This is a genomic window from Aquimonas sp., from assembly GCF_044377145.1.
Classification (GTDB): Bacteria; Pseudomonadota; Gammaproteobacteria; order Xanthomonadales; family Xanthomonadaceae; genus Aquimonas.
The window spans coordinates 47,612-62,199 of record NZ_JBILJQ010000002.1 but is presented as its reverse complement, the minus strand read 5'-3'; the positions used below and the strand labels follow the sequence as shown (position 1 = coordinate 62,199).

Below are 14,588 nucleotides of genomic sequence, written 5' to 3'. Positions count from 1 at the left end.
CGTGCAACCCACGGCCAAGGACTTGATTGTCGCGTAGGCGAGTCATGCAAGGCCGAATCCGCACTGTTGCGCGGAATTGCGGGGTGGAGTGCTTCAATCCTTCCGTAGCAGCCTGTCCGGTTTTGGAGGTCGAGTTGAAAGTTCGACCGCGCAAGGACAGTTTTTCGACGATTTGCAGGACGAGTGGGCTCGATTGGCCAGGAATCGGCGGAAAAGTGGACCGCGCAGGCGGATTTGCAGCCTGGCCAACCGGAGCCCGACAGGCTGCGAGCTAGGCACCTCTAGAACCGTCCGAATTGAGTACAGCAAGCGATTAACTTCCTTCGGTATTCGAGGGTGCAGTCGTATGCCGAATGAGGATCTCCAGACTGGGAGATCTTTGGCACACATCGCGAAGCTCTCTTGCAGTGGGGTTTCGCACACGCCATGGACGGCCCCTGTGAATATGGCATTGAGATGCTTGGTCGCCGCGCAGGTGAGTCTAGCGGTGCCGGATTCGCGCTATTCCGAAGAACTCCAGGATTGAGCTATTTGGACCTTACTCAGGAGAGCCCAGCCATGAGCTTCACCCGCACACGATTGCTGTCCTTTGGGGACCGGCCTATGGCGGTCAGCGCCGACGCCACTCGAAGTTATGCAGAGCTCGTCGCAGGCATTGATGCCTGGCAGGCAGCGCTTGCCGACTACGGCATAGGGCCTGGCAGCAGAGTCGCCTTGATCACCGACTATCACGTTGATTCCGTCGGCCTGCTGCTGGCATTGATCGAGTGCGCTTGCATCGTCATTCCCATGTCAGCGGACGACCACAGTCTGTTCGATGAGCGGCTGACGGTTGCCCAAGCGACGCACGTGCTCACCGTCCCGTCGGTTGGCCTGATTAATCCACAAACCGTGTCGTGCGAGCAGCGGACCGAGGCAACCGAGCGGCCGCATCCTTTGCTCGCCACGCTGGTCGAGGATCAGCGCGCCGGCATGGTGATTTTCACCTCCGGCAGCACCGGCAAGGGCAAGGCGGTTCTGCTCGACTACGCGAGGATGGTCGAGCGCTTCGCGGACCAGGTCAGACCGGCTTATCGCACCCTGCTGTTCCTTAAGCTGGACCACATCGGGGGCATCAACACCTTGCTGTCGGTTTTGTTCAATGGCGGCACGGTAGTGACATGCGCCAGCCGTGGCGCAAGCGAGATCTCCGCTTGCATTGAACGCCATGCGGTCGAACTGTTGCCTACAACCCCGTCCTTTTTGACCATGTTTCTGATGTCGCGTGCCTATCGGGGACATGACCTGAGTTCGCTCAGGGTAATCACCTACGGCACCGAAGTGATGCCCGCCTCCACCCTCGACAGCCTGCATCGCACGTTCCCGCAGATTCAACTCAAGCAGACCTATGGCTTGTCTGAGCTGGGGATTCTTTCGACCCAATCGCGTGGCTGCGGCTCGCGCTGGATGAAGATCGGCGGCGACGGCTTCGAGCTTGACGTGCGGGAAGGGGTGCTGTGGATTCGAAGCCGGCAGGCGATGCTCGGTTACCTCAATGCCCCGAGTCCCTTCGATGCCGAGGGCTGGTACAACACGGGTGACCGCGTCGAAGTAGACGGTGAGTACTATCAGGTGCTTGGCCGCGAATCAGAGATCATCAACGTCGCTGGAGAGAAGGTCTTTCCGGCCGAGATCGAGAGCTTCCTGCTGACTCTCGGAAATGTGCGCGACGTACTGGTACGCGAGAAGCGAAGCCCTGTGGTAGGGCAGATGATCTGGGCCGAGTTTCTGCTGGAACACGATGAAGACCCGGCTGCTTTCAAGCGGCGGGTCATCGATCAATGCCAGCAACGGCTGGCACCGTTCAAGGTCCCCGGCTTCATCAGCATCGCCCGCGGCGACAGCTTGGTGGGCTCGCGTTTCAAGAAGATCCGCGCTGGCGTCGCGCCGACGGAGACCGTGGTGAACAGCTGAGTCTGCGGCGAGCCCGGTAGCCGACTGCATCGAGCGCCGCAGTCGGCTGCGGCATGGGCCGCGTGTGCTCGGCGTACGCAGCCGCAACGCGGTCGGAAATCTCTCGTCTCCGCCTTCAGCGCTATGTAGGGGGCGCCCGCAAGTACAGCGCGCAAGCGCTCCTATCGATGTGAGTCAGCGGCGACGCCGCGCTCACCATGTCTGAAGAACTCAGGGATCGAAGCTTCAGACCTTCCCCAACACTGCGGAGTGCATGAAATGTCTGCATCGGCCAACAAGGTTGCCGTGGTCAGTGGCGGCAGCAAGGGCTTGGGTCTCGGTATCTGCAGGATGCTGCTGTCCGAAGGCTATCGAGTCGCCACCTTCAGTCGCAGGCGCACTGCCGAACTGGACCGGCTGCAAGCGGAGTCCGGTGACGCCCTGCTGTGGGAGGCCGTCGACGTAACCGATGGCAGCGGCGTGCAGTCTTTCCTTGCAAGTGTTCGGAGCGAGCTGGGGCGGATTGGCTACCTGGTGAACAGTGCGGGCGTGGCCCATGAGGGTCTGCTCACCACGATGAAGACGCAGGACATCAGCCGCATGCTGGCGGTCAACCTGGAGGCCGCGATTACCCTCAGCCAGGCCTGCATCAAGCCGATGATGGTGGGCGGATTCGGAGCGGTGGTGAACGTGTCTTCGGTGGTCGGCGTGCGTGGCTTCAAGGGTGTCGCCGCCTACGCGGCAACCAAGGCTGCGCTGGATGGACTTACCCGCGCGCTCGCCAAGGAGCTGGGCCCTCTGGGCATTCGAGTCAACTCAGTGGCACCGGGCTTCATGGAAACCGAAATGACGTCCGAGCTTACTGAGCAACAGAAGGCACGAATCGTGCGACAGACACCCCTGTCGCGACTCGGTGGAGTCGACGAGGTCGCCGCAGTCGTCAAGTTCCTGCTTTCCGAGGACGCCCGATTCGTAACAGGGCAGACGATCGTGGTCGACGGTGGTCTAACGGTTTGATTGAGGACAGAACAATGAGCGAAACGATTGCTGAGAGCGTGCACCGGGTCATCCAGACCGTGGCGAGCGAGCGTGGGCTGCAGTTGCCGGCCCTGCGTGCAGAGGCAGAACTGGTCGACGAGCTGGGCTTCAGCTCGCTGCTGGTGGCCGCATTGATCGCCAGCCTGGAAGAGGAGCTGGGCGTTGACCCGTTCCAGCAGGACGACGTGATGATCACTGACATCCGTACCGTCGGCGATCTCGCCGCGGCTTACGAGCGTTGCGCTCAGCGCACGCATTGATACAGCCAGGCTCGGGAGCGGCACATGAAGTACAGGGGTGAGGACATCGCGGTCATCGGCATGGCGGGCAGGTTTCCGGGTGCCGACGATGTGACCGGATTCTGGCGCAACCTCTGTGAGGGCAGAGAGGGCATCCGTACAGCCACCGAACAGGAGCTGCGTGCAGCCGGAGTCAGCGAGCGCGAACTCGTTGACCCCGCCTATGTGCGGTCGGTGGCGCCGCTGGATGGCGTGGAGTTGTTTGATCCCGCCTTCTTCAAGATCTCGCCGCTCGAAGCCGAGCTGATGGATCCGCAACTGCGCCTGCTGCTGCAGTGCGCCTGGGCCACGCTGGAAGATGCCGGCTATGCCTGCGGCGAACCATTGTCGATTGGCGTGTTCACCGGCGCCGGCGGAGTCGGCACCAGCTACTTCGCCCACCACGTCAATCTGCATCCGCAGTTCGAGAAGGTCACTGCCAGCCCGACCCACATGGGCAATGACAAGGATTTCCTGTCGACCTACCTCAGCTACAAGCTCAATCTGACCGGGCCGAGCATGACCGTGCAAACGGCCTGCTCAACCTCACTGGTGGCTCTGCACCAGGCTCGCCAGAGCCTCCTCAGCGGTGAGTGCGAGATGGCACTCGCTGGCGGTGTCAGCGTGCGGGTTCCGCATGCGCAGGGCTATGTGTATCGCGAGGGCTACATTTTCTCGCGCAGCGGTCGGGTGCGCAGTTTCGACGCCGAAGCCGATGGCGTGGTGTTCGGCAGTGGCCTTGGCCTGGTACTGCTCAAGCGCCTGTCCGATGCGGTGCGTGATGGCGACCCCATCCACGCCGTGATTCGCGGATCCGCGATCGGCAACGACGGCCGCAGCAAGTTGAGCTATGCCGCCAGCAGCGCGCGCGGCCAGATCGCCTGTGTGCGTGCGGCGCTTACCGATGCCGGTGTGGACGCTTCAACCCTGGGCTTCGTCGAAGCGCACGGCACCGGCACGGCCATGGGCGATCCCGAAGAAGTCAAGGCCCTGTCGGCGGCCTTCCGCGTACACACTGATCGCAGCGCGTACTGCGCCCTGGGCGCGGTCAAGAGCGGAATCGGCCATCTGGAGGCTGCTGCCGGCATCGTGGGATTTATCAAGACCGTCCTCACGGTCAAGCACGGCCTGCTGCCGCCGCAACTGAATTTCGAGCGCCCGCATCCACGAATCCGTTTCGACAGCTCACCGTTCTTCGTCAATACCGAGCTGCGGAAATGGGGCAGCCGCAGTGCGCCTCGGCGCGGCGCGGTCAATAGCCTGGGCGTGGGTGGTACTAATGCCTTCGTGGTGATCGAGGAGCATCGTGTCGCGCGGACGCGCCGGGCGAGCCGGCGGTCGAATTCCGCAGGGCCGGTGGTGGTGCCGCTGTCAGCACGCACTCCCTCGTGTCTGCAGGCCAGTGCTGCGCGCCTGCTGCAGTTCCTGGAGCAGGCACCGGACCGCCCACGGGACGCTGACCTGGACGCACTCGCCTACACCTTGCAGACCGGTCGCACCGAAATGGTCTGCCGCCACGCCTTCGTGGTGCGTAGCCTGGACGATTTGTGCGGCGCACTGCGAGCCTTTGTTGACTGCGGGCCAGCACTCGCAATAGAAGCGTCTGCGGCTGAACTGAAAGCCACGGAGGGCTCCGCAGCAGAGCTGGCGCAGCGCTGGCAGGCCGGCGAATCGCTGGACTGGGAGGCCGCGCACGCGCAGCCCCCGCACCGCCTGCATCTGCCCGGCTATGTGTTCGCGCGTGAACGCTGCTGGATTGAGCCTGTGGTCGCCGCTGCCAGCATCGCGAGTCTGCACCTGCATCCGCTGCTGCACACCAATACCTCGGACTTGAACGAGCAGCGCTACCGCTCGCGCTTTGCCGGCGACGAATTCTTTTTGCGCGACCACTGCGTACGTGTAGCCGGCTCGGTTAGCCAACCGGTACTGCCGGCGGTGGCCTATCTGGAAATGGCGCGTGCCGCCGTGGAACGGGCCGCACCACAACACTGCGATACGCAACTGCCCGAACTGCGGGATCTGGTCTGGCTGCAGCCGATCTCCGGCAGCGCCCCCGTCGACGTGCATATCGCCCTGGTGGCACGCAGCGCCGAAGACGGTTCCCGTGTCGATTTCGAGATCTACACGCAGGATGACCAGATTCATTGCCAGGGCCGTTGCCGCTTCCAGCGGCCACAGCCACTGCCGCCCGTGAACATCCCGCAACTGCTGGCCGAGCTGCAGCAAGACTGCTGGACCGCCGCACAGATTTACCCGGCCTTCGTGCAGATGGGCTTGAGCTACGGAGCCGCTCACCAGCCCCTGCAAGTTGTGCACTTTGGCGCTGGCGAGCTTCTGGCCGAGCTGGAACTGCCCGAGCATCTGGCAGGCGGCGCGGGCGACTACGTATTGCACCCCAGCCTACTGGATGGCGCCTTGCAGGCCGCCACCCTGCTGCTGGTCGATCGCGCGCAGCTGCCGAGTCAGCCCCTGCTGCCCTTCACCCTGCAATCCCTGCGCTTGATCGAACCCGACCTGGCCATTCGCCATGTGCATGCGCGTCGTGCCAGCGGTTCGGCCGAGCTTGCACGCAGTGCCTGTCTGGATATCGATCTGTGTGACGCGGACGGGCGGATAGCAGTCGCGATCCGCGGCTTCATGCCGCGCCCCCTGACTCGGCATGCGCGCGCACCCCTGTTTGCCACCCGCGAATGGGAAGCGGTGCCGCTGCAGCCAGACGAGCTGCCCCAGGCGGAGCCGCACGTAATGCTCTGCGGTCTGCCACATCTGCAGACGACGCGCATCGCCCGGGACTGTCAGCGTGTTCCCCTTCCCGAAGACGATGCAGCCCAAGACCCGGCCGAACTGTATGCCCGCGTGGCCGAGGCCTGCTTCGACAAGCTTCAGCAGTTGCTGGGCTCGCGCCTGCGGGCCCCGGCCTTGCTCCAACTCGCGCTGCCGGACACTGAACAGGGCCGGCTGTTGGCCGGGCTCGCCGGAATGTTGCGCAGCGCCCACCTGGAGAACCCGCTGCTGGCTGGCCAGGTGCTGCTGCTGGATCCACAGCTGGACAGCGAACGCGTGGCCGCCCTGCTGCATGCCGAGCGCGCGCATCCACACGAGGTGCTGGTGCGCCTTGGCGATGGGTATCGCGAAGTCACCCGTTGGCGTCTGCTGGATGCCAGTGGCGAGGCACCGGCGAGCCTCTCCCTGCGTCAGGGCGGTGTCTATCTGATCACCGGCGGGCTCGGTGGGCTTGGGCGGATCTTTGCGCGGGAGCTCGCTCAATGCGGGACCTCACCCTGCTTGATCCTGAGCGGCCGCGCAGCTGCTGCGCAGGTCGCCGAGGATGCTTCAGCACAGACCTTGCTGGCCGAGCTGGCTGAGCTCGGTGCGCGTGCCGAGTATGTCCGCATGGACCCCTGCGATCAGGCCGAGGTCGATGCCACCATCGCCAGCATCCGCGCCCGTCACGGCGAGCTGCACGGCATTCTGCACAGTGCCGGCACCACCCGCGATGGCTACGTGCTGCGCAAGACCCGTGCGGAGTTGCATGAGGTACTGGCGCCCAAGGTGCAGGGCAGTGTTCACCTCGATCGCGCCAGCGCTGACTGTGACCTCGACTTTCTGGTGCTGTTCTCTTCGCTGAGTGCGGCACTGGGCAACCTCGGCCAGTCCGATTACGCCGCGGCCAACGGCTTTCTCGACGAGTTCGCCGTCGCGCGCAATCGCCAGGTGGCTGCAGGCTTGCGCCGCGGCCACACGCTGGCGATCCGCTGGCCGCTGTGGCGCGAGGGCGGCATGCAGCCAGATGCATCTGGCATAGAACAGCTGCGCCAGCAGACCGGCATCGAGCCGATGCAAAGCGCGACGGGGTTGCGCCTGTTCCACCGCAGTCTGGCGCTCGGCCTTGAGCAATGCCTGGTGATGGAAGGCGATCTCGCGCAGATGCAGCGCAGCCTGGGCTGTGGCGCCCTGCTGCACACCGGGACACCCGACTTCGCAGCCCCCCGCATCAGCGCCAGTGCCACGCCGGGCGAGGCCCTGCCGGCCGAGAGCGAACTGCAGCCCGGCGCAGAAGAGCTGCTGCGCGCACAGTTTGCCAGCCTGTTGAAACTGCCGCTTGCGCGGGTGCAGGCCAGCACCTCGCTGGAAGACTACGGAATCGACTCGATCCTCGCGCTGGATCTGACCCGCGCCCTGGAACGCAGCTTCGGGCCGCTGCCCAAGACTCTGTTCTTCGAGTACCAGAACATCCGTGAGCTGGCCGACTATCTGGTCAGGCTGCAAGCACCGCGTCTGGCCGAGCTGCTGTCCGTTCAACACGCCGCTGCTTCGACATCGCCCTCCGATACGGTCGACAGCGATGCCCGCAGCAGCTCGGGCCGCAGCATCAGCATCCGCGCGCTCGGTCGCAGCCATGCGCCGCACAGCAGCAGCGCAGAGGACAGCCGAGTCGACCCTGCCATCGCCATCATCGGCATCAGTGGCCGCTACCCGCAGGCGCGTGACCTGCAAGCCTTCTGGCGCAATCTCAGCGAAGGCCGTGACTGCATCGTCGAGGTGCCGCCCGAGCGTTGGAACTGGCGCGACTACTACAGCGAGGACCGCAGTCAGACTGGGCGCCACTACAGCCGCTGGGGCGGTTTCATCGAAGGCGTCGACGAGTTTGATGCGCGCTTCTTCGGCATCGCTCCGATCGAAGCCGATCTGCTTGATCCGCAGGAGCGACTGTTCCTGGAGCAGGCCTGGCTGGCGCTGGAAGATGCCGGCCTGAGCCGCGCCTCCCTGCAGATCCCGCACGGCGACGAGTTGCCGGCCCAGGTGGGCGTATACGCCGGCGTGATGTACGGCGAGTACCAACTGCTCGGTGCCGAGGCCAGCCTGGGCGGCGAACGCATGGGCTTTGCCAGCAACCTGTCGAGCATCGCCAACCGGGTGTCCTACGTGCTCAACCTGCACGGGCCCAGCCTGGCCGTGGACACCATGTGTTCGTCCTCACTGACCGCCATCCACCTGGCCTGTCAGGACCTGAAGCTGGGCCACACCGACCTCGCACTGGCCGGCGGCGTAAACATCAGTATTCATCCGAACAAATACCTGATGCTGAGCGCCGGCCAGTTCATCTCCGGCGATGGCCACTGCCAGAGCTTCGGCGAGGGCGGTGACGGGTATATCCCCGGCGAAGGCGTCGGCGTGGTGGTGCTGAAGCGCTTGGCCGATGCAGAACGCGACGGCGATCTGATTCATGCGGTGATCCGCGGCAGCGCACTCAGCCATGGCGGGCGCACCCACGGCTACACCGTGCCCAACCCGCAGGCACAGGCCAGCGCGGTCCGTCAGGCCCTGCGCGAGTCCGGTATCGACGCCCGTGCGATCAGCTACATCGAGGCGCACGGCACCGGCACCAAGCTCGGCGATCCGATCGAGATCGCTGGCCTGCAGAAGGTGTTCCGCGAACACACAGAGGCGACGGGCTTCTGCCTGATCGGCTCGGCCAAATCCAATATCGGTCACTGCGAGGCCGCGGCCGGCATCGCCGGGCTCAGCAAAGTCCTGCTGCAAATGCGGCATGCGCAGATCGTGCCCTCCCTGCATTCGACACGGCTGAATCCGCACATCGACTTCGCGGCCAGCCCCTTCGTGGTCAACCAGGTCCTGCAGCCCTGGCAGCGACCGCTGATCGATGGCGTCGAGCAGCCGCGCATCGCTGGAATCTCATCGTTCGGCGCGGGCGGCGCCAATGCGCACTTGATCGTCGAGGAATACCGCGCGCCCGCTCTGGCCGATCTCAGCCAGAGCAGTCTCAGCAGCAATGAGCATGTGCTGCCGATCTCGGCGCGCAACGAACAGCAACTGCGGCACAAAGTGTCCGACTTGCTGCAGTACATGGAGCAGACGACGCCCGCCCTGGATGCCCTGGCCTACAGCCTGCAAGTGGGCCGCGAAGCGATGGAGCAACGCCTGTGCCTACGCGCGGAATCGCTGGACGCGGCGCGCAGCTGCCTGAGTGCCTGGCTGGACGGTGGCAGCGATTCGCGCCTGCAGCGCGGTCAGGCCCGCGCCGGCCGCGAACGCCTGCTGGCGCAGCACAGTGAGAGCAGCTTGCAGGGCCGCGTCCAGCAGGCATTGGACACGGCCTCGCTGGACACCCTGGCCGAGCTGTGGACCCACGGCCTGGAGGTCGAATGGTCACGCCTGCATGCGTACCGGCCGCAGCGCCTGCGCCTGCCGACCTATCCCTTCGCCCGCCAGCGCCATTGGGCCGAGGCCGCCGACAGCGCGCGTCGACGCGCGCGCCTGCCGGCTCAGCTGCATCCCCTGCTGCATGCCAACGTGTCCGATCTCGATTGGCACCGCTACGCCACTCGCTTCGAGGGCAACGAAGCGATTCTCAGTGAAACCCCGGAGGGCGCTGCGCTGGGTGAGGCCGCGGCGCTGGCCATGGCCCACGCGGCGCTGATGCGCGCGCTTCCGCCGCGTTCTTCGGCCTCGCTGGCATTGCGTGAAATCGCCTGGGTGCAACCGCGGCCCGCCCTGGCCGGGCGCCCGGTCCACTGCACGGTATGGGCCAACAACGAGGCCGGCTACTGCTTCGAGATCAGTCTGCATGCCGATGGTGCAGATGAGCAGGTGCTCTGTCAGGGTCGGGCCGATTGGGCCTCGATCGCGGCCGAAGTCGAGCCATTGCACTCGCAGCCACCTCGCCAGCTGGACCTGCCTCCACTGGGTCCCTTGCGCGGTGCGCCGCTCGACCTGCATCCCGGCCTGCTGCAACATGTTCTGCAGCCGAACGTCGCTGCCTGGCCACTGCGGCTAGAGCGCCTGCAGGTCCTGCAGGCCACCACCGCACCGACACAGGCACAGATCTGGGCCTGCGCTGACGACAGCCTTGATATCGATCTGCTCGATGCCGCCGGCTCGCCCTGCCTGCAGTTGCGCGGTCTACGCCATGCGCAGCACGCGCCTGCCACCGACACCTCGGCCCTGCCTGTCGCTAAGACCACCGCAGCCCTGCCAGTCGCAAACACGCCTGCAGTCAGCGTGGCACCGCGCCGCGTGGCCTTTGTTCGTCCCGCGAACGTCAAGACTCTCACCGCAGTACCCGCTGAGTTGAGTGCGCCGACCCCGGCCAAGCCACGCGGCAGCGTGCGTCTGAACCTCGACCCGCAGCCCGTACTGGCTGCCGCCGATGCCCTGCCGGGCAAGCCGCGCAAGGCCTTGCAGGCGCTGCAGACCGCGAGCTTCGAAGCAGCGGCGGTGCCCTCAGCCGCGGATTCAGAGGTATCGCTGTTCGAGCTCGGTGCGGGTGTGTATGTCCTGCAGTACGAGGCTGAGCTGGGGGTAGACACCCCGGGGGCAGACACCCTGGCGGCAGACTCGCAGCAGTCGCAGTCGCAGTCGCAGTCGCAGCCGCAGCCGCAGCCGCTGTCTGCGCCCGCCCTGCAGGATCTGCGCGCGGCCCTGGCTGCTGCTGCAGCCCAACCTGAGCTGCGTGTACTCGTGCTGCGCAGCAGCGGCTCGCAGTTTCTCGGCAGCCAGTGCGCCGCCAGCGAGTTTGATGCGCTGGGCGCACTCGGCCAGGAGCTGCTGAACTTCCCCCAGCCCCTGATTGCCCTGGTCGACGGCCAGGCCATCGGCGTCGGGCTGCTGCTGGCCGCGCTCTGTGATTTCCTGTTGCTGCAAGAGACCACGCACTGTGGCCTCGGCACCGACACCCTGCCGCCAAGCGCAGTGGAGACCCTGCTGGAAGCCCGCTTCGGGCTGCCCCTGGCCGAGGCCCTGCTGTACGAAGGCGAGCTCGCTGCCACTGAGCTGCAAGCACGTGGCCTGGGCTGTCTGATTTTGAGCAGTTCCGACACCGCCGCCGAGACGCAGGGTCTGCCCGCCCAGGTGCTGGAGCTGGCCCAGACACTGACTGACAAGCCGGCAGCGGCCCTGCAACTGCTCAAGCAGCACCTGGCCCAGCCACAGCGCGCGGCCTTTCGGGAGCTGTGTGCACGCCTGAACAGCCTGCCGGCCCTCACTGCGCCGGTAACCGCAGCGGTTGCCGAACCCGTTGCCCAATCGACCGATGCTGCAGAGCGCAGCGTCGAGTCCCTGCAGCACGGCCTGAGCCTGCAGCCGCAGGGGGCCGTGCTGCGGGTCGAGCTGCTTAACACCGATTCCTCCCATGCAGGCGAGGCCCAACTGCAGGCCTTGGAGACCCTGCTGCGGCAGCCTGATCCACAGGTCCGCTGCCTGATCCTGGAGGGCACACAGGCAGGTTTCCTGCCCACCCCGGATCCCACTGAGCAGCAGGCATGGAGCCAGCGCCTTCAGCAGGCCCTGGCGCTGGCGCCATGCGCCGTACTGGCCCTGCCTGCAGGCGGCGCGCGGGGGCTTGGCTGGCACTTCGCCCTGCTGTGCGACCTCTGCCTGCACGTCGACACCGCCGAATACCTGTTCGACGCGGCGGCACCCGCGGATTGGCTGGCGGTCTTGCCTGCCGCCCTGGGTGAGGCTTGGCTGCTGCCGCTGGCCGGCGGCTTGCCCGCCAGCGGCGCCGAGCTGCAGGCTCGCACCTCCGCGCGCGTGGTGTCCGCCGCCGACGCGCAGGCACAGGCCAGGCCGTTCGCTGAGCGTCTGGCGGCGCTGGCGCCCGCCGAGCTCAGCCGCTGGCGCATCCATCGCCATCAGCGTTTGCAGTTACTGCAGGCCCAAGCGCAGCAGTTGCTGGGTGGCTCAGGCTCCGCGGCTGGGCAGGACTCCAGCGCTGGCAGCGACGTTGAACCCACAGCCAGCGAAAGGCGCCGCAGCTTTGGCTCGGGCACGGTCGAAGCCGAACTGCTGGACGACGGCGTACTCGATCTCCGGCTCTGCGATCGGCAGGCCCGCAATATGTTCACGCCAGAACTGTCGTCCGGACTTCGTGAAGCCCTGGCCTGGGCGGAACACCTGACCGCCTGCAAGCTGGTGGTGCTGAGCGGCTACGACAGCTATTTCGCCAGCGGCGGCACACCCGCCACCCTGTTCGCCATCCACGCAGGCAGCGCACGCTTCACGGACGACGCCCTGTTCGAACAGCCCCTAATCTGCCGCCTTCCGGTCATTGCCGCCTTGCAGGGGCATGGCCTGGGCGCCGGCTGGGCCTTGGGCATGTTTGCCGATGCCAGCCTGCTGGCCGCCGAGAGCCGCTACCGCAGCCCCTACATGGACTACGGCTTCACCCCCGGTGCCGGCGCGACGGCGGTGTTCCCTGCCCGTATCGGCCTGGACCTCGCCCGTGAAAGCCTGCTCACCGCTCGCGAGTTCGACGGCGCGGCGCTGGCGGCGCGCGGCCTGCGCCAGCCGGTGCTGGCGCGCGCCGAAGTGCGGCCAGCAGCTCTGGCATTGGCGCAGCGACTGGCGACCCTACCGCGCGAGCGCCTGCAGGCGTTGAAGCGCTGGCAGGCGGCGAGCCTGCGCCAGGCCTTGCCCGCCCTGCTGCAGTGCGAGCTGGACATGCATGCGCAAAGCTTCGTCGGCCAGGCTGAACCCTTGGCGCGCATCCAGGCACGACTGGGGCAGGGCGGGGCCGATGCAGCCTCTGCAGCAGCCCAGGCTGCTGCAGAGCGGCACACGGTATCGACCACGCTAGCCGCCACCAAGGCGCCTTCAACAGCCCAGCAGTCCACAGCAGTGCCGGGCCTGCAGGCCATCGCCGAGCATTTGCGCAGCTTGCTTGCCGACGAGCTGCGTCTGCCGGCTGAAGACATCGCCGACAACGAGCAATTCGTCGACCTGGGCCTCGACTCGATCACCGGCGTCACCTGGGTGCGACGGATCAATCAGCACTACGGCACGGCCATCGAGGCGATCCGCGTCTACAGCTATCCCACTCTGGCTCGTCTGGCTGAGCATGTGGCCGAACTGCTCCAGGCGGCGCCGCTGTCGAGCGTTGCCGAGGCTGCGATCGCGCCCGCCACACCGGGTTCCACCACCACGACGGAAGCCAACGCAGCGCCACCCAACGCACTGGATGCGGCCAGCGTGCGTGCGCATCTGCGCAGTCTGCTCGCCGACGAGTTGCGCCTGCCCGAGCCGGACATCGACGACGACGAACAGTTCGTCGACCTGGGACTGGACTCGATCACCGGTGTCACCTGGGTGCGCCGAATCAATACCCACTACGGCACCGCGATCGAAGCCATCCGCGTCTACAGCTACCCGACCCTGCGCCGGCTCGCCGAACACATCCTGGCAGAGGCCGCTACGGCGCGGCCGAGCTCAGCTGTGGAAGTCGCGCCAACGGTCCAGACCGTGGCCGATCCTCAGCCCGACCGACAACCGGCGCGCGCTGCGCTGCGGTCTGAGGCCCTGCTCGGCCAGCCTCTGCAGACCTGGCGCAACCGGCGGCTCTCCGCGGCGGCGCGGCTTGATGCTCGCCTTCCGCAGATCGCTGTGGTCGGAATGGCCGGGCGCTTCGCGCAGGCCGATGACATCGATCAGTTCTGGAACAATCTGGCCGCAGGCCGCGATTGCATCGAGGAGATCCCGCGGCAGCGCTGGGATATCGAGGCCTGCTTCGAGGCCGGCGAGGCTCGCCCCGGCAAGACCTACAGCCGCTGGATGGGCCTGCTGAGCGGCTATGACTGCTTCGATGCCGGCTTCTTCAACATCTCGCCGCGCGAGGCGCGCAGCATGGATCCGCAGCAGCGGGTGTTCCTGGAAGCCTGCTGGCACGCGCTGGAACACGCAGGCCACGCGCCTTCTGGAATGGCGGGCAGCCGCTGCGGCGTGTTCGTTGGCTGCTCGGCTGGCGACTACCACCAGCTGTCGCGTCGCGAGGCCCTGAGCGGGCAGGGCTTCACCGGCGCCGCGCCATCGATCCTCGCCGCGCGCATCGCCTACCTGCTCGATCTGCAGGGCCCCAGCGTGTCGATCGACACCGCCTGCTCGTCCTCACTGGTGGCCATCGCCAGCGCCTGCGACAGCTTGGCTTTGGGACATAGCGACATGGCCTTGGCCGGTGGCGTCAATGTGATGTCTGGCCCAGCCATGCAGATCATGACGGCCCAAGTCGGCATGCTCTCGCCGCAGGGTCGCTGCTTCAGCTTCGATGCCCGTGCCGACGGCATCGTCAATGGCGAAGGTGTGGGCGTTCTGCTACTGAAGCGCCTGGCCGAGGCCGAACGCGATGGCGACTGCATCCATGGGGTGATCGAGGCCTGGGGTGTGAACCAGGACGGCCGCACCAATGGCATCACCGCACCCAACCCCGAAGCGCAGACGCGCCTGCTGCGCCAGGTGCATGCCCGTTTCGGCATCCATCCGGCGAGTATCGAGTTGGTCGAGGCTCACGGCACCGGCACCGCCCTTGGCGACCCCATCGAGGTCGCC

At 66.2% G+C, this 14,588-nt stretch carries 4 protein-coding genes (1 of these 4 cut by a window edge); all 4 read left to right on the top strand.

What is annotated here, in order from left to right; translation table 11 throughout:
* Positions 1–558: 558 nt before the first annotated feature.
* Complete coding sequence (locus tag ACIQ7H_RS01265; RefSeq protein ID WP_395787561.1) at positions 559–1,953, top strand: class I adenylate-forming enzyme family protein; 1,395 nt, start codon at positions 559–561, stop codon at positions 1,951–1,953.
* A 258-nt stretch (positions 1,954–2,211) separates the two neighbouring features.
* Entirely contained in the window at positions 2,212–2,949 is a 738-nt protein-coding gene (locus ACIQ7H_RS01260; RefSeq protein WP_395787559.1) for an SDR family NAD(P)-dependent oxidoreductase, read from the top strand.
* 14 nt (positions 2,950–2,963) lie between these two features.
* Positions 2,964–3,230: an acyl carrier protein gene (locus tag ACIQ7H_RS01255; RefSeq protein WP_395787557.1), complete on the top strand. Its 267-nt coding sequence runs from the start codon at positions 2,964–2,966 to the stop codon at positions 3,228–3,230.
* A gap of 24 nt (positions 3,231–3,254) precedes the next feature.
* Positions 3,255–14,588: the 5' portion of an SDR family NAD(P)-dependent oxidoreductase gene (locus tag ACIQ7H_RS01250; protein ID WP_395787555.1), read on the top strand. Its footprint extends 6,318 nt past the window's final position; 11,334 of the gene's 17,652 nt are visible here — the first part of the coding sequence; its start codon is at positions 3,255–3,257; its stop codon lies off the right edge, out of view.

Coding starts and splice junctions, on each gene's coding strand:
- ACIQ7H_RS01265 (WP_395787561.1), top strand. CDS start 559: ATGAGCTTCACCCGCACACGATTGCTGTCCTTTGGGGACCGGCCTATG.
- ACIQ7H_RS01260 (WP_395787559.1), top strand. CDS start 2,212: ATGTCTGCATCGGCCAACAAGGTTGCCGTGGTCAGTGGCGGCAGCAAG.
- ACIQ7H_RS01255 (WP_395787557.1), top strand. CDS start 2,964: ATGAGCGAAACGATTGCTGAGAGCGTGCACCGGGTCATCCAGACCGTG.